This window comes from Kitasatospora sp. NPDC051853 (genome assembly GCF_044452665.1).
Taxonomy (GTDB): domain Bacteria; phylum Actinomycetota; class Actinomycetes; order Streptomycetales; family Streptomycetaceae; genus Kitasatospora.
Genome location: NZ_JBITBY010000008.1, coordinates 59,714 through 75,212, shown reverse-complemented (window position 1 = coordinate 75,212; position 15,499 = coordinate 59,714). Strand labels below are relative to the sequence as shown.

The window sequence follows — 15,499 nt, the reverse complement described above, 5'->3', positions numbered from 1 at the left end:
ACCTGTACACACGGTAGTTACCGAATCTCGGCTGACGTTGCATCAGGCGCAACGCGCTAACGGGTGAAGGCCGTTGGTACCGTGAGCAACCGCTCGTCAGACCGTGATCACCCGCACGCCGGCCTCCTCGAAGGCCGCGGCCAGCTCCGCCGGAACGCCGGCGTCGGTCACCAGGACCGAGATCCGCTCCGTCCCGCAGATCCGCGCGAAGGCGCGGTGGCCCAGCTTGGAGGAGTCGGCCGCCACCACCACCCGGCGGGCCCGCTCGGCGAGCAGCCGGTTGACGCTGGCCTCGCCCTCGTTGTGGGCGGTGGCACCGTACTCGGCGTCCAGCGCGTCCACGCCCAACACCGTGACGTCCAGGGTCAGTTCACCGAGCACCAGGGTGGCCAGCGGGCCGATCAGCTCGTAGGACTGCGGCCGGGCCACCCCGCCGGTGAGCACGATCTTCACCTGCGGACGGACCGTCAGCTCGTTGGCGATGTTCACCGCGTTGGTGACGATGGTGATCGCCTGGCCCGCCCCGCCGTCCGGCTCCGGGCGCACCGCCAGCGCGCGGGCCACCTCGGTGGTGGTGGTGCCGCCGTTCAGGCCGACCACCTCGCCGGGGGCGATCAGCTCGGCCACCGCGGCGCCGATCCGCTGCTTGGCGTCGGCGTTGCGGGCCGTCTTGTAGCGCAGCGGCAGGTCGTAGCTGACGTTGTGCGCCACCGCGCCGCCCCTGGTCCGGGTGACCATCTGCTGGCGGGCCAGCTGGTCCAGGTCGCGCCGGATGGTGGCGGCGGAGACGTCGAGCGCCTCGGCGGCCTCCTCGACCTCCAACTTGCCGTGCTCGTTGAGCAGTTCCAGCAGTGCGTTCCACCGCTCGTACCTGGACACGCTTGGTGTCGCCCCTCTCCCGCAGCGCCCGCGCCGGAGGTCTCCGGCACGGCTGGCTCAGCTTCCCACAGTTCACCTCGCGCGAGCGCTCTTGCGCAATCCTGCGCGAAACATCTATAAATCAATCAGCTTCACGCATCCATGCTAGGGATCCCCCGGAGGAGCCATACCCATGTCTTCCCTGACTGCCCAGGAACTGGCCACCCAGCCCGCCAACTGGCGGCAGGCCGCCGCCCTGGCCGCCGCCTCCTCCGCCGCCCTGCCGCAGCGCGGCGAGCGGGTCGCGGTGGTCGGCTGCGGCACCTCCTGGTTCATGGCGCAGGCCTACGCGGTCCTGCGCGAGAGCGGCGGGCACGGCGAGACCGACGCGCTGGCCGCCTCCGAGTTCCCGCTCGGGCGCCACTACGACCGGATCGTGGCGATCACCCGCTCGGGCACCACCACCGAGGTGATCGAGCTGCTCGACCGCCTCAAGACCCCCTCCACCGTGCTGACCGGCACCCCGGGCAGCCCGGTGCTGGAGGTGGCGGACCAGCACGTGATGCTGGAGTTCGCCGACGAGCACTCGGTGGTGCAGACCCGCTTCGCCACCACCGCGCTCGCCCTGCTCCGGGCCCACCTGGAGCTGGAGGAGGCGCTGCCGGCCGGCGTGGCCACGGTGGCGAAGGCCGCCGAGGACGCCGAGCGGGCACTGGCCTGGGAGCTGCCGGCCGCACTGGTCGCCGCCGAGCAGGTGAGCTTCCTCGGCCGCGGCTGGACGTACGGCCTGGCCCAGGAGGCCGGCCTGAAGATGCGCGAGGCGGCCGGCGCCTGGACCGAGTCCTACCCGGCGATGGAGTACCGGCACGGCCCGATCGCCATCGCCGCGCCCGGCCGCGCGGTCTGGGCCTTCGGCGGCCTGCCGGAGGGCCTGCCGGAGCAGATCGGGGCCACCGGCGCCGATCTGCTGGACGAGCCCGGCCTGGACCCGATGGCGGACCTGGTGCGGGCCCAGCGGCTCGCGGTGGCCACCGCCGAGGCGCGCGGTCTGAACCCTGACGAGCCGCGTGCGCTGACCCGCTCCATCATCCTGGTCTGATCCCGTTTCCTTCCCAACTCCCTTGCCCACAATAGGAAAGAAGGTTGCCAAAGCCCGAACAAAGGGCCTTAAGCCATCCTTAAAGGCGACAAACCTCACCACCATGGACCAGACCAATCACGCAACTGGACTAGACCTCTCCGACAAGTCCAAGGGAAACTGTCCCCCGTGAAGCACGTCATCGCACTCGATGTAGGCGGCACCGGCATGAAGGCCGCGCTGCTCGCCCAGGACGGCTCCGTGCTGTTCGAAGCACGCCGACCGACCGGGCGGGAGCACGGCACCGACGCCGTCGTCGCCACCATCCTCGACTTCGCCGCCGAGCTGGCGGAGGAGGGCCGCCGCCGCTTCGGCACCGGCCCCCTCGCGGCCGGCGTCGCGGTGCCGGGGACGATCGACGAGAAGAACGGGATCGCGGTCTTCTCCGCCAACCTCGGTTGGCGGGACCTGCCGATGCGCAAGCTGCTCGGCGAGCGCCTCGGCGGCCTGCCGGTCGCCCTCGGCCACGACGTCCGCTCCGGCGGGCTGGCCGAGGGCCGGATCGGCGCCGGGCAGGGCGTGGACCGCTTCCTCTTCATCGCGCTGGGCACCGGCATCGCCGGGGCGATCGGCATCCACGGGGCGATCGAGGCGGGCGCGCACGGCTACGGCGGCGAGATCGGCCACGTGGTGGTCCGCCCCGGCGGCCCCCAGTGCGGCTGCGGCGCCAAGGGCTGTCTGGAGACGCTGGCCTCGGCCGGCGCGGTCTCCCGGGCCTGGGCCGAGGCCACCGGTGACCCGGAGGCGGACGCGGCGGCCTGTGCCGCGGCGGTCGACGCCGGGGACCCGCGCGCCCTGGCGGTGTGGCGGACCGCGGTCGACGCGCTCGCCGACGGCATCGTGCTGGCCCAGAGCCTGCTCGACCCGTCGACGGTGATCGTCGGCGGCGGGCTGGCCGAAGCCGGTGACACGCTCTTCACGCCGTTGCGTGCGGCGGTCTCCGAGCGGCTGACCTTCCAGATGCCCCCGAAGGTCGTTCCCGCCATGCTCAAAGACACCGCCGCATCCCTGGGCGCGGGCCTGCTCGCCTGGGATCTGCTCTCCATGGAGGTGACCGCGTGAGCGCGGACCGAACTGCACTTGCCGGAGCCCGACTGGTCCTGCCGGGCGGTGTGATCGAGCACGGGCGGCTGTCCGTCGAGGGTTCGCGGATCGCGGGCCTCGGCGGGGAGACGGAGCCCGGCGACGTGGACCTCACCGGGTACACCGTCGTCCCCGGCTTCGTGGACCTGCACGTGCACGGCGGCGGCGGCGGCTCCTACGCCTCGGGGATCGCCGAGGAGGCGCTCACCGTGGCCCGCACCCACCTGGCCCACGGCACCACCACCACCATGGCCTCCACCGTCACCGGGGAGATCGACGAGCTCTGCCACCAGGCCGCCGTGCTCTCCGAGCTGGTCGAGGACGGCGTGCTGGCGGGCGTGCACTTCGAGGGCCCCTTCATCTCCCACAACCGGTGCGGCGCGCACCGCCCCGACCTGCTCCGCGACCCGGACCCGGCCCTGGTGCGCAAGCTGGTGGACGCCGCCCGCGGCACCGCGCGGATGTTCACCCTGGCGCCCGAGCTGGACGGCGGCCTGGAGTCGGTCCGGATGCTGGCCGACCTCGGCGTGATCGCGGCCGTCGGCCACACCGACTCCGACTACGACAAGACCCTGGAGGCCGTCGAGGCCGGGGCCACCGTCGCCACCCACCTGTTCAACGCGATGCCGGGCATCCAGCACCGCGCCCCGGGCCCGATCGTGGCCCTGCTCGAGGACGAGCGGGTCACCGTCGAGCTGATCAACGACGGCGTGCATCTGCACCCCTCGGTGCTCGACCTGGCCTACGGCACCGCCGGTGCCGAGCGGGTCGCGCTGATCACCGACGCGATGGGCGCGGCCGGCATGGGCGACGGCCTCTACCCGCTGGGCCCGCTCCAGGTCCGGGTGGAGAGCGGCGTCGCCCGCCTGGTCGAGGGCGGCTCCATCGCCGGCTCCACCCTCACCCTGGACGTCGCCTTCAAGCGCTCCGTCACCGTCAATGGCCTGTCCCTCAACCAGGCCGTCACCTCCCTGTCCACCGTCCCGGCCCGCCTGCTCGGCCTGGACGACACCATCGGCTCCCTGGAGGCCGGAAAGAACGCCGACCTGGTCGTGCTCGACTCCGACACCTACGACCTCGTCGCGGTGATGCGCCGCGGCGAGTGGATCGTCGGCGCGGACCGCTTCAGCAAGGCCCACGCGGCCTGAGGCTGAGCCGCCTTCCTGTCCCACCAGGAGGTGAGCAGCGGATCTGCGTCCCGCTGCTCACCTTCGTCCTGGGGGACACCCATGCCTCTCGCCCGTACGTCCGACCTGCTCGCCTCCGCCGTCGCCGACGGCCGCGGCCTGCCCGCCTTCAACGTGATCACCCTGGAGCACGCCGAGGCCATCGCCGCCGGCGCCGAACTGGCCGGCTGCCCGGTGATCCTGCAGATCAGCCAGAACGCCACCGCCTACCACGGCCACCGCCTGCTGCCGCTGGCCCGGGCCTGCGCCGAGGTGGCCGCCGCCGCCTCCGTGCCGGTCTCACTCCACCTGGACCACGTCGAGGACTTCGACCTGCTGCGCGCCTCGGCCGCGGCCGGGTTCAGCTCCGCCATGTTCGACGCCTCCGCCCTGCCGTACGCGGAGAACGTGAAGGCCACCGCCGAGGCCGCCGACTGGGCGCACCGGCACGGCCTGCACCTGGAGGCCGAGCTCGGCAAGGTGGGCGGCAAGGACGGCGAGCCGCCGCTCTCCCCGCACGCCCCCGGCGCCCGGACCGACCCGAACGAGGCCGTCGCCTACGTGGCCGACACCGGGGTGGACGCGCTGGCGGTGGCGGTCGGCAGCTCGCACGCGATGACCACCAGGACGGCCGCGCTGGACCACGCGCTGGTCCGCCGGCTGGCCGCCGCCGTGCCCGTCCCGCTGGTGCTGCACGGCAGCTCGGGCGTGCCGGACGAGGAGCTCGCGGCGGGCGTGGCGGCCGGGCTGGTGAAGATCAACATCGGGACGGCGCTCAACACCGCCTTCACCCGGGTGGTCCGCCAGCGGCTCGACGGTGACCCGGCCACGACCGACCCGCGCAGGTACCTGGGGCCCGCCCGGAGCGCGATGACGGAGACCGTCGCGCACCTGGCGGGGGTGGTCACAGGCCGGGATCGACTCCGTTCGGCGTGACGGCGATCTGGTCGAAGAGCACGGCGCCGGCCGGGCTCGACGGGAGCGACTCGATCGTTATCGTGTGCTCGCCCGCGCTGGGGATCTCGGCGCTTATCCAGGAGCCGAACCAGGCCTGCTCCGGCTGGAGGCCGGCCTTGTAGTTCCGCAGGTTGATCGGGGTGTAGGTGGGCTTGCCGTCCACCTTCACCACCGCCTGGGCGTCGGCACCGGTGTTGTTGAAACGGATCGACACCCGGTAGGTCGCCGCCTGCGGGACGGTGACCTTCCAGCTCACCACGGCGCTGCCGGCCAGGCCGGTGACGTAGCCGCCCTTGCCCTTGGCACCGCCGACCGAACCGGCCACCGCCGCGCCGCCGGAGAGCTGCAGGCCGCTGAAGTCGGCCACGCCCGTGCCGTTGACCAGCGGCGAGGCGGTCGTGCTCGGGGTGGGGGACGGCGACGGGCTCGCGCCCGGGGTGGTCGCGGCGGCGCTGCCGGTGGTGCCGGAGGCGGTCTTGGTGCCCTTGCCCGCGTCACCCATGGAGAGCGCCACCCCGGCGCCGATGGCGATCGCCGCCACCACCGCGATCGCGCCGATGACCACGCCCTTGCTCCGCCCGGGCGGAGCCTGCTCGCCCGGCTGCGGGCGGGAGTGCTCGGCGTACCGGGCGTGCTGCTGGCCCTGCGGGTGCGCCCCCTGCTGGTGCGGGAGGTGCTGCGTGGTCTGCTGGTACACGGCCTGGGGCTGCGGCGGCGGGTACTGGGCGCGGCCGACCTCGACCGGGCGCGAGTACTTCGCGTCCCTCGGCTGCTCGGCGGCGGACTCGCCGTCGGCAGGGCGGTAGAGGTACGCGAACGGGTCCTCCGCCGTCCGGTCCTCGGACGCTCCGTCACTTCCGGCCGTCGTCACGGTGGTCAACTCCCCATCGCGGCCCGGATCCGGCGGCCCGACGCCGCACGGGCGGGTGAACGCTCGTACCGGGGGAACCCTACCTGCCCGGCCCGACCCCGGGGAAAGCCGTCCACCGCCCGCGCACACGGTCGGGGGAACGGGTGGAGAAACGGTGCGCCTGACGTCCCGTCAGGGCGTACCCCCGGGCGGACGCCCGCCGTTCGGACCCACTCCGACCTGCGCTTTCACCCCGCGCGCCGGTGCGAGCGCTCACCCCGCGCGCCCCGCGGGCTGCCGCCGCGCGCCCGTTTCTCGTCGTACATCCGCTCGTCGGCGGCGTGCAGCACCTCTTCGATCGACATCCCGCAGCCGGCCCAGCCGATGCCCAGGCTGACGCCGACCCGGGTGGTGCGGTTGTCGATCCGCATCGGCGGGATGATCGCGTTGCGCAGCCGCCCGGCCAGGTCCTTGGCCTCCTCGCGGCCGATCCCGTCGGCCAGCACCACGAACTCGTCGCCGCCGAGCCGGGCCACCGTGTCGCCCTCCCGGACCACCTGCTGGAGCCGCCGGGCCACCTCGATCAGCACCCCGTCGCCCGCCTTGTGACCGAACCGGTCGTTGATCGACTTGAAGCCGTCCAGGTCGCAGAAGAGCACCGCCAGGCCCTTCTCCGCGGCCGGGCCGCGCGGGCCCGAGCCCCAGAGCTCGCCCCCGGTGGGCAGCTCGGCCGGGATCACCGTGTGCACGTGGTCGGCCGGCACCTCGACGTCCCGGACCCGCCCGAAGGGCTCCCGGTCCAGGCCGAAGGGCTCCCGCTCCAGCCCCCTGGCGGGCCCGTCAGCGGCCCCGTGGGCGTGCGGCAGGGCGGCCGGGCAGCCCCCCACCTCGAAGCCGCCGTAGGAGGCCACCTGACCGGCGTACGCGGGCTCGCCGTCCAGGCGCTCGGGGTCGGCCTGGTGCGCCCCCGCGCCGGTCGGGTCCAGCGGGCAGATCCGGCGCCCCAGCCGGGCCCGCAGCTCGGCGCTGTTCGGCAGCCCGGTGAGCGCGTCGTGGCTGGCCCGGTGGGCCAGCTGGAACTCGTGCCGCTTGCGCTCCTCGATGTCCTCGACGTGGGTCAGCAGGAAGCTCGGCCCCTCGGCCGCGTCCGCCACCACCGAGTTGCGCAGGCAGACCCACTGGTAGCCGCCGTCCCGCCGGGACAGCCGCAGCTCGGCCCGCCCGCCCTCGGCACTGGTGCGCTGCAGCAGCTCCAGGTCGTCCGGGTGCACCAGGTCGGCGAAGCGCTGCTGACGGAGCGTCGCCCGGGGCCGTCCGAGCAGTCGGCAGAGCGCGTCGTTCACCCTGGTCAGCTGGCCCATCGCGGCCCCGTGCAGCTCGGTGATGGCCATCCCGCTGGGCGCGTACTCGAAGGCCTGCCGGAAGCTCTCCTCGCTGGCCCGCAGCGCCTGCTGCTCCTTCTCCAGCCGGGCCAGCGCGCGCTGCATCTCGGCCCGCAGCCGGGCGTTGCCGATCGCGATCGAGGCCTGCAGGGAGAACATCTCCAGCGCCTCCCGGGTCCACGCCCCGGGCCGCTTGCCGCTGCGCGGCCGGTCCACCGAGAGCACGCCCAGCAGGTCTCCCCCGGCGCTGTACATCGGGGCCAGCAGCACGTCCTGCGGGTGCCAGTCGTTGACGTACACCGGCAGCGGGCCGTCCCCGGTCCAGCTCGGGATGTCGGTGCCGATCGCCCAGCCCCGGTCGTACGGCAGGAAGCGCAGGGTGCCCCAGTGGTCGCTGACGCTCAGCATCCGCTCCCAGGACTCCCGGGAACCGACCTGGCCGAGCAGCACCGCGGGCCCGCCGAAGGCGCTCTCCTCCAGCTCCCAGACCGCCGCCACCACCAGATCGCCGTCCGGCCGCACCAGGCTGACCGCCGCCGCGTCGAAGCCGAGCCCGTGCACCGCGCCCTCGACGACCGCCTGGAGCGTCCCCGCCAGGCTGCGGGCAGCGTTGAGGTCCGCCACGACCCGGTGCAAGGTGCGGAGGGTCGCGAGGCGGACGTAGGGCTCCGACTCGGCTTCCATGCGGGGGCTCCCCGGCTGCTTCGGATAGGTCTTGATGGTTATCGTCCGATTGCCAGAAGAACTGAATCACAGGGAGCACAACGTTCGGCACGCTCGGTCAACAATAGGTCACCACTTGTGACCCAAATCACACCGTGCTCATGCGCGAAAGCCCAGCTCACAGGCCCTTCGTGGAACATCACCGGACAATCCGGACCATTGGGTGGTCGGCCGTTCCCCGCCACCGCTGAAGCCCGCTGCCCGCCGGAGGGCCCCTCCCGCTCACCCCCAGGGGTGAGGGTCTGCGCCGCCCGGGACACCCGGTTCAGCCCTTCGGCCCAGCAGGTCCTAAGACCACTGCCCGATGCCGCTCACCTGGGCGGCCGACTACCGTGCGGTACGTGCAGACGTTCCCGCAGTCCACCGCCGCCCAGACCGCCACCCCCGACGAGTTCCGGGCCGCCCTCGGCCAGCTCGCCTCCGGCGTCACGCTGGTCACCGCCCACGACCCCGAGGACGGCGAGGACGCCGGCATGACGGCCACCTCGTTCCTCTCGGTCTCGCTGGAGCCCCCGCTGGTGCTGGTCTCGGTCCGCACCGACTCCCGGATGGACGAGCTGCTCGCCCGCACCGACCACTGGGCGGTCTCCCTGCTCGGCGAGGCGCACCGCACCGTCGCCTCCCGGTTCGCCATGAAGGGCCGGCTCGGCGACCGCCTGCTGTTCGCCGACACCCCGCACCACCGCGGCCCGCACTCCGGCGCCCCGCTGATCGACGGCGCCCTGGCCACCGTGGAGTGCCGCACCGTCCAGCGCGTCACCGCCGGCGACCACACCCTGCTGATCGGCCACGTCCTCGCCGCGGCCCTGCCCGCCCCCGGCGCCGCACCGCTGCTCTACCACCGCGGCGGCTACCGGCACCTCGCCTGAGGCCGCGTCAGCCGGACGGACCGTCAGTACTGCGGACGGGAACGGCCCTGCTTGAGCTCCGAACGGTGCCGCTTGTTCTCCAGCCGCCGCTCGACCATCCCCCGGGTCGGCTTGGTCCGGCGGCGCGCCTTCGGCGGCGGCGCGGTGGCCTCGCCGAGCAGCGCCGCCAGCCGGACCACGGCCATCTCGCGGTTGCGCAGCTGGGACCGGTGCTCGGACGCCTTCACCACCACGAACCGGCCGTCCACCAGCCGGCCCGCCAGGCGCTCCAGGGCGCGCTCCTTCCACACCGGCGGGAGCGCGGCCGACCCCGCCAGGTCGTAGCGGAGCTCCACCTGGGTGTCGGAGGTGTTCACGTGCTGCCCACCGGGGCCGGACGAACGGGAGAAGCGCCACATCAGCTCGGCGTCGGGCACGACCACCGATCCCCGGACGCGCAGAGGCTCAGGCATGCCGCCATCATCCCGCCCCGGCCCCCCTGTCGAAAGTGGTTATCCCCAGGGGCGCGGGGAACTGCGCGCGGGGGAACGGCAGCACGTGCAACCGGCTGACGTGCCCCGACCCCACGCCGGTCCGCCTTCCGGACTCGCGCAGTTCCCCGCGCCCCCGGGATCACCACGTACGTCCCTCGCGCCTCCGGCCGGGCCGCCTGGGGGAGAATGTCGGCGTGATCGAGCTCGGCTACTCCCTTTCCAACCGGTTCCCCGACCCGCCGCAGACGGACTACCGGACCGCACCGGTGCGGGCGCTGCGCCACGACCTGTTCTGCGGGGACGTGTACCTCGACGCCGACGGGGCCGAGTTCTCCACCAACTGGAGCTGGGTGCCGGTGCTGGACTTCGCCTGGGCGCTCTGCGACACCGTCGAGGAGCTCGACCGGGACCCGCGCGGCAGCCGGTCCGCGCTCGTCCAGACCTACGACCTGGACTTCACCCAGAACACCGAACTGCTCCGCTTCGCCCGCCGCTTCGGCCTGGTCGAGATCAGCGCCACCTGGCTGCCCGACGAGCCGCCCGCGGTGGTGCGGCACGAGGAGCTGCGCCGGGAGGCGCGGGACTTCCTCCAGGACGTGCTGGCCGACCTGTTCGACCTGCACGAGGGCCTGGCCGACAATCCGAACATCTGGACCGTCCAGGGCCGCTTCCCGCGGATCTGACGCGCCGTCGCCCCGCGCCGTGAGATATTCGCCGCGCGGCCGGAACCACCACCCCCGCCGCCCGCGTTCTCACGGACAGAAGCGACGAAGGGACACCGAAACCATGCCAGTCAGCCTCTCCAAGGGCGGCAACGTCTCGCTGACCAAGGAGGCCCCGGGCCTGACCGCGGTCAACGTCGGCCTCGGGTGGGACGTCCGGACCACCACGGGTGCCGAGTTCGACCTGGACGCCAGCGCCATCGTGCTGAACGCGGAGGGCCGGGTGCTCTCCAACGGGCACTTCGTCTTCTTCAACAACACCAGCTCCCCGGACGGCACCGTGGTGCACACCGGTGACAACCGCAGCGGCGAGGGCGCCGGCGACGACGAGCAGATCTCCGTCAACCTGGCCAACCTCCCGGCCGAGGCGGCCCGGATCACCTTCCCGGTCTCGATCTACGACGCCGACAACCGCAGGCAGAGCTTCGGCCAGGTCCGCAACGCGTACATCCGGGTGCTCAACTCGGCCGGCGGCAGCGAGATCGCCCGCTACGACCTCTCCGAGGACGCGGCCACCGAGACCGCGATGGTCTTCGGCGAGCTGTACCGCAACGGCGCCGAGTGGAAGTTCCGCGCCGTCGGCCAGGGCTACGCCTCCGGCCTGGCCGGCATCGCCCAGGACTTCGGCGTCCAGATCTGAGACGCGGTCAAGAACGAAGGGGCGCCCCCGAGGGGGCGCCCCTTCCGCGTGTGCGCGCGGCCTACCGGAACTCCGCCCGGAGCTCGGCGACCGAGATCACCTCGGTGTCGTCGTGCGGCGTCAGGTCGACCACCTCGGGCCGCCCGTGGGCGTCCGCGACCTCCTCCGCCGGGGCGGCCGTCAGCGGCTGCTCCACGGAGGGCTGCGGGGCCGCGTAGCGCACGCTCTCGGCCACCGCCTCGTCGCCCACCACGTCCGCCAGGTCGTCGCCGGCCGCCGGGGCCTTGGCGGCCAGCTCGGTCACGCTGCCCACCGAGGGCGCCGGGGCGGCGGCCCGCACGGCGGCACCGGCCGCGCCGGGGCGGCCGAAGAAGCTGAAGTTCTGCCCCCGGGCGGCCGGGCGCGGCCGCTGCCGCACCACCGGGGCCGCGGCAGCGGCGCCCTCCGCGGCACCCGGCGCGGCGAGCACCGGACGCTCGGGCACCGCGCCGAGTTGACGGACCGTCGCCTGCACCGGCGCGGCGGCGGGCGCCGGCGCGGCACCGGCCGGCAGCGCGGGCGGACGCACCACGACGGCGGCCCGCTCGGCGGCGGCCCGGCGCTCCTCGGCCCGGACGGCCTCCCGCTCCAGCTGCCGCAGCACCGAGGCGGCGCGGACGTACGCGGCCGGCGAGGCGGGGTACTTGGGGCGCGCGGCGGCCAGGGCGCGCTGGTGCGCCTCGGCCTCCTTGAGGGCCTGCTCGGCGACCAGCACGGCGCGCTCGCGGAGCAGCCGGGCGATCTCGGTCTCGGCCTTGGCCAGCCGGGACTTCTCGGCCGTCAGCCGGCGGCCGAAGCGGGTGGCCCGCTCCTCGGCGACCTCGGCGGCGTACTCGGCCTCGGCGAGCTGCTCCTCGAAGCGCTCCTCGGCCCGCAGCCGCCGGGTGGCGGCCAGCTCGGCGGCCAGCCGGGCGGCGCGGTCGCGCTGGCGCAGCAGCAGGGCGATCCCGATCGAGGCGAGCACGGCGGCGACGCCGAGCGAGCGCACCACGAGGGTGTCGGGACTGGCCACCAGTGAGGCCAGGGCGGCGACGACGAGCACACCGGCCGCGGCCGGCGGCCCGGTGCGGCCGAGGAGGGACGAGTGACGGTGGCGTCCGCGAGACATGCCAAAGAAACTAGCGTGCGAATCGGGGCGCTGTCAGCCTGGCCCCCCATTCCGCTCTTGACACGCCGTCACCGACACGTCCGGTGACGGCGTCCTGACGTGCCGTCAGTACGGGAACCGTGCCGTCAGCGCGCCGACGGTGCGGGCCCGGCCGGACCGTCGTGGTCCTCCGGCAGCCGGCAGACGTGCTGGAGCCAGAGCGCGGCCGCCACCACGCCGGCCGCCGCGAGCACGGCCAGCCCGGCGGTGATCGCCTGGCCCGACCGGGCCGTGTCGTCCAGCCCGCCGAGCAGGTGGATGCCGGTGCCCGCGTAGATCCCGGCCATCACCGCCGAGACCAGGGCACTGGCCTGCCCGAGCACCACCGCCCGGGCCGCCCCGATCGGGTCGACCCCGCGGGCCCCGGGCCGCCGCTCCCGGGCGGCCTTCAGCCGGGACCGCAGCGAGAACGCGGTGGCCAGCAGCACCACCGCGACCGCCGCCAGCACGATCGGCGCGGCGGCGGGCACCCCGGGCAGGTGCCCGAGCGAGTCCCACAGCCGGGCACCCGCCCAGGCCAGCGCGGTGGCCACGGCGGCGATCAGCAGCAGCAGACGGAGGTGGAGCGGCTTCACACGGGTCCTTCCAGCGGAGATGACGCCCAGTCGAGCGGGGACCGGCCGGGCGGGGACCGGACAGCAGGGCCAACGTGCGCACCCGCCGCCCGGTTCCGCCGCGGGGGCTACTCCGGCAGCCGGAGCCGGATGTCCTCGCGGCGGTGGACCTCCTGGCCGGGCTCCTCGGAGACCGTCTTCAGCAGGTCGGCCACCCGGCCGAGGCCGGGCAGCTCGGCGTCCGGGTCGGCGTCCTGCCAGGGGGCCAGCACGAAGGCCCGCTCGTGGGCCCGCGGGTGCGGCAGCAGCAGCACCGGGTCGTCGCTGGTGACGCCCTCGTAGGCGAGCACGTCCACGTCCAGGGTGCGCGGTCCCCAGCGGACCTCGCGGACCCGGCCGAAGGCGTCCTCGACCGCGTTGGCCCGCTCCAGCAGGGAGCCCGGCGGCAGGGTGGTCTTCAGCAGCACCACGGCGTTGAAGTACGAGGGCTGCTCCTCCGGGCCGCCGACCGCGGCGGTCTCGTACACCGCCGAGACGGCGCAGACCTTCAGCCCGGGCGTGTCGGCCAGCGCGTCGACCGCGCCCTGCAGGGTCTCCAGCCGGTTGCCGAGGTTGGAGCCGAGAGCCAGGGCCGCGCGGCGCGGGTCGTGCAGGGTGGATTCGGCGGTGTCGACCCGGTTCTCCAGGTCGAACGTGGTCGGCGAGGCGGTCGGGTCGCTGGTGCTCATCGGTATCCCTCTGCAGGTTCGGTCTGGACGGCGGCGGGCCGCACCGCGAAGGTCATCCGCGGCGCCGGTGGATGGTGATCGTGACGTCGTCGAACGGCACCGTGATCGGGGCGTCCGGCTTGTGCACCGTCACCTCGACCTCCTCCACCGCCTCGTGCTTCAGGCACTGGTCGGCGATCCGCTGGGCCAGCGTCTCGATCAGGTCGACCGGCTCGCCGGCGATGATCGCGGTGACCTCCTCGGCCACCACCCCGTAGTGCGCGGTGCGGGTCAGGTCGTCGCCGGAGGCCGCCGGACGGGTGTCCAGGTACATCACCAGGTCGACCACGAAGGTCTGGCCCTCGACCCGCTCGCGCTCGAAGACACCGTGGTGGCCACGGGCACGCAGGCCCCGCAGAGTGACGCGGTCCAGCAACTCACTTCTCCCATGTGGACAGGCTCCGCACACGGCGGAGCACCGGGCCGCCCGGCCCGCAGCTCTCGAATCTACCCGCGGACGACGACGAACCCCGACCGTCCTACCCGGCACCGCGCGGCGCCACGCACGCCGGATCGGCCATTGACGTGAACAGTCGGTGCACGTTCCGCAACAACGCCGCAGCCCGGCGGATTCCCGCCGGGCTGACGGACCCTCACCCCCGGCTCACTCCTCGTCCTCGTCGTCCCCGCTGGTCAGCACCGGTGAGCCGTGGTGCGACCAGAGCTTCCAGCCGTCCGGCGTACGCCGGAACAGGTTGGTGGAGACCACCTTGCCGCCGACCAGCGGGCCCAGCTCGCCCTCCTCCTCGGCCTCGCCGCCGGAGAGGATGTTCTCGGTGCAGGTGAGCAGGGCCGTGTCGCCCTGCACCTCGCACTCCACGTCGGTCAGGAAGAACTGGATGTACTCCGTGTTCGCCATGATCAACATGTACGAGCGGGTCACCTGCGCCCGGCCGCGCAGCACCGGCCAGCCGGGGTGCACGCAGACCGCGCCGTGCTTGTCGTCGGCGTCCTCCGGGCCGAGCCAGGCGTTCTCGACGGCCTCCAGGTCGCCGTTCTCCAGGGCCTCGTACAGCGCCTGGTTGGCCGCCAGCACCGCCAGCCTGTCCAGCTCCGCCTCCGCCGAGGCCCGGTCCCCGACCGACCTGCCGTCACCCGCCATGGTCACTCCCGCCCTTCGCCAAACCGCTACCCCCGGATAGGTCCCCGCGCGGCCGCCCGCTGCCAGGCCGCCACCACCCGTACCGCGTCGGCCGTCCCGGCCACGTCGTGCACCCGGACCGCCCACGCCCCGGCCCGGGCCGACAGCACCGAGACGGCAGCCGTGGCGTCGTCCCGCTCCCTGGCCGGGCGCAGCTCGCCCGTTTCCGGGTTGGCGAGCAGCGTACCCAGGAACCGCTTGCGCGAAGCCGCCACCAGCACCGGGCGGCCGAGACCGGTCAGCGCGTCCAGCCGGCCGAGCAGCGCCCAGTTGTGCTCCGGGGTCTTGGCGAAGCCCAGCCCCGGGTCGAGCACCAGCTGCTCCTCCTTGACCCCGGCCGCGGTCAGCGCCGCCATCCGGGCCGACAGCTCGGCCACCACGTCCTCGACCACGTCGCCGTAGACCGCCAGCGCGTCCATGTCCGCGGACTGCCCGCGCCAGTGCATCACCACGAACGGGGCACCCGTGGCGGCCACCACGGCGGCCATCTCCGGGTCCGCCAGCCCGCCCGACACGTCGTTCACCAGCCGGGCCCCGGCCGCCACCGCCCGGGCCGCCACCGACGCCCGCATGGTGTCCACCGACACCACCACCCCGGCCGCCGCCAGCTCCTCCACCACCGGGATCACCCGGCGCAGCTCCTCCGCCTCGGTCACCCGCTGCGCCCCCGGCCGCGTCGACTCCCCCCCGACGTCCACCAGGTCCGCCCCCCGGGCGGTCAGCGCCAGCCCGTGCGCGACGGCCTTCGCCGGGTCCAGCCACAACCCCCCGTCCGAGAACGAGTCCGGCGTGACGTTGACCACCCCCATCACGGCGCAGCGGTCGAGATCGAAGAGGCCGGGCAGCTTGTTCATGTGGCCATTATCGACGCGCCGCCCGAGCTGAGACGCCCGGCAGGGCAGCGACCCGGGGGCGCGGGGAACTGCGCGAGGCGGAAGGCCGCTCACCTGCACCTGAGGCTCCATCAGCCAGTTGCACGCGCTGCCGTTC

The 15,499-nt window shown here is 74.0% G+C and carries 17 protein-coding genes; 7 read left to right on the top strand and 10 right to left on the bottom strand.

Annotated elements, in window-relative coordinates; translation table 11 throughout:
• Nucleotides 1–96: 96 nt before the first annotated feature.
• On the bottom strand, nucleotides 97–879 hold the full coding sequence (locus tag ACIA8O_RS23045; protein ID WP_396295817.1) for a DeoR/GlpR family DNA-binding transcription regulator: 783 nt from the start codon (nucleotides 877–879) through the stop codon (nucleotides 97–99).
• Between the two features lie 172 nt (nucleotides 880–1,051).
• Between ACIA8O_RS23045 and ACIA8O_RS23040 the strand changes: the two genes are divergently transcribed.
• The 4 genes from ACIA8O_RS23040 to ACIA8O_RS23025 all read left to right on the top strand — a co-directional run bounded on the left by ACIA8O_RS23040 (nucleotide 1,052) and on the right by ACIA8O_RS23025 (nucleotide 5,181).
• A complete protein-coding gene (locus tag ACIA8O_RS23040; RefSeq protein ID WP_396295816.1) occupies nucleotides 1,052–1,957 on the top strand; it encodes an SIS domain-containing protein in 906 nt (301 codons plus the stop codon).
• A gap of 168 nt (nucleotides 1,958–2,125) precedes the next feature.
• A complete protein-coding gene (locus ACIA8O_RS23035; protein ID WP_396295815.1) occupies nucleotides 2,126–3,058 on the top strand; it encodes an ROK family protein in 933 nt (310 codons plus the stop codon).
• Complete coding sequence (nagA, locus tag ACIA8O_RS23030) at nucleotides 3,055–4,227, top strand: N-acetylglucosamine-6-phosphate deacetylase (RefSeq protein WP_396295814.1); 1,173 nt, start codon at nucleotides 3,055–3,057, stop codon at nucleotides 4,225–4,227. Before ACIA8O_RS23035 ends, nagA begins: the two co-directional genes overlap by 4 nt.
• A gap of 81 nt (nucleotides 4,228–4,308) precedes the next feature.
• Nucleotides 4,309–5,181 (top strand): ketose-bisphosphate aldolase, encoded by an 873-nt coding sequence (locus ACIA8O_RS23025; RefSeq protein ID WP_396295813.1) that lies wholly within the window; start codon nucleotides 4,309–4,311, stop codon nucleotides 5,179–5,181.
• On the opposite strand, the gene ACIA8O_RS23020 is transcribed toward ACIA8O_RS23025, so the two are convergent.
• Both ACIA8O_RS23020 and ACIA8O_RS23015 read right to left on the bottom strand, forming a co-directional pair.
• Nucleotides 5,150–6,073: a hypothetical protein gene (locus ACIA8O_RS23020; RefSeq protein WP_396295812.1), complete on the bottom strand. Its 924-nt coding sequence runs from the start codon at nucleotides 6,071–6,073 to the stop codon at nucleotides 5,150–5,152. The genes ACIA8O_RS23025 and ACIA8O_RS23020 overlap by 32 nt on opposite strands.
• A gap of 227 nt (nucleotides 6,074–6,300) precedes the next feature.
• The gene (locus ACIA8O_RS23015) at nucleotides 6,301–8,118 is read right to left on the bottom strand and encodes a diguanylate cyclase domain-containing protein (protein ID WP_396295811.1); all 1,818 of its coding nucleotides are present in this window, start codon (nucleotides 8,116–8,118) and stop codon (nucleotides 6,301–6,303) included.
• A gap of 380 nt (nucleotides 8,119–8,498) precedes the next feature.
• On the opposite strand from ACIA8O_RS23015, the gene ACIA8O_RS23010 reads away from it, so the two are divergent.
• Complete coding sequence (locus ACIA8O_RS23010) at nucleotides 8,499–9,026, top strand: flavin reductase family protein (RefSeq protein ID WP_396295810.1); 528 nt, start codon at nucleotides 8,499–8,501, stop codon at nucleotides 9,024–9,026.
• A 23-nt stretch (nucleotides 9,027–9,049) separates the two neighbouring features.
• Here ACIA8O_RS23010 and arfB read toward each other — a convergent pair whose 3' ends face one another.
• Nucleotides 9,050–9,478, bottom strand: coding sequence for an alternative ribosome rescue aminoacyl-tRNA hydrolase ArfB (gene arfB / locus ACIA8O_RS23005; RefSeq protein ID WP_396295809.1), 429 nt, complete (start codon nucleotides 9,476–9,478; stop codon nucleotides 9,050–9,052).
• A 215-nt stretch (nucleotides 9,479–9,693) separates the two neighbouring features.
• On the opposite strand from arfB, the gene ACIA8O_RS23000 reads away from it, so the two are divergent.
• Both ACIA8O_RS23000 and ACIA8O_RS22995 read left to right on the top strand, forming a co-directional pair.
• Nucleotides 9,694–10,182 carry a hypothetical protein gene (locus ACIA8O_RS23000; RefSeq protein ID WP_396295808.1) on the top strand — a complete coding sequence of 163 codons (489 nt, stop codon included), beginning with the start codon at nucleotides 9,694–9,696 and terminating at the stop codon, nucleotides 10,180–10,182.
• A gap of 103 nt (nucleotides 10,183–10,285) precedes the next feature.
• A complete protein-coding gene (locus tag ACIA8O_RS22995) occupies nucleotides 10,286–10,861 on the top strand; it encodes a TerD family protein (protein ID WP_396295807.1) in 576 nt (191 codons plus the stop codon).
• Between the two features lie 61 nt (nucleotides 10,862–10,922).
• On the opposite strand, the gene ACIA8O_RS22990 is transcribed toward ACIA8O_RS22995, so the two are convergent.
• The 6 genes from ACIA8O_RS22990 to folP all read right to left on the bottom strand — a co-directional run bounded on the left by ACIA8O_RS22990 (nucleotide 10,923) and on the right by folP (nucleotide 15,363).
• Nucleotides 10,923–12,008: a hypothetical protein gene (locus tag ACIA8O_RS22990; RefSeq protein WP_396295806.1), complete on the bottom strand. Its 1,086-nt coding sequence runs from the start codon at nucleotides 12,006–12,008 to the stop codon at nucleotides 10,923–10,925.
• Nucleotides 12,009–12,133: 125 nt separating this feature from the next.
• The gene (locus tag ACIA8O_RS22985; RefSeq protein ID WP_396295805.1) at nucleotides 12,134–12,622 is read right to left on the bottom strand and encodes a DUF3180 domain-containing protein; all 489 of its coding nucleotides are present in this window, start codon (nucleotides 12,620–12,622) and stop codon (nucleotides 12,134–12,136) included.
• 107 nt (nucleotides 12,623–12,729) lie between these two features.
• Nucleotides 12,730–13,329: a 2-amino-4-hydroxy-6-hydroxymethyldihydropteridine diphosphokinase gene (folK, locus tag ACIA8O_RS22980; protein WP_396295804.1), complete on the bottom strand. Its 600-nt coding sequence runs from the start codon at nucleotides 13,327–13,329 to the stop codon at nucleotides 12,730–12,732.
• Between the two features lie 52 nt (nucleotides 13,330–13,381).
• A complete protein-coding gene (gene folB, locus ACIA8O_RS22975) occupies nucleotides 13,382–13,741 on the bottom strand; it encodes a dihydroneopterin aldolase (protein ID WP_345283962.1) in 360 nt (119 codons plus the stop codon).
• Nucleotides 13,742–13,972: 231 nt separating this feature from the next.
• Nucleotides 13,973–14,470 carry a nuclear transport factor 2 family protein gene (locus ACIA8O_RS22970; RefSeq protein ID WP_396295803.1) on the bottom strand — a complete coding sequence of 166 codons (498 nt, stop codon included), beginning with the start codon at nucleotides 14,468–14,470 and terminating at the stop codon, nucleotides 13,973–13,975.
• Between the two features lie 26 nt (nucleotides 14,471–14,496).
• The gene (gene folP / locus ACIA8O_RS22965; RefSeq protein WP_396295802.1) at nucleotides 14,497–15,363 is read right to left on the bottom strand and encodes a dihydropteroate synthase; all 867 of its coding nucleotides are present in this window, start codon (nucleotides 15,361–15,363) and stop codon (nucleotides 14,497–14,499) included.
• Between the last annotated feature and the right edge of the window lie 136 nt (nucleotides 15,364–15,499).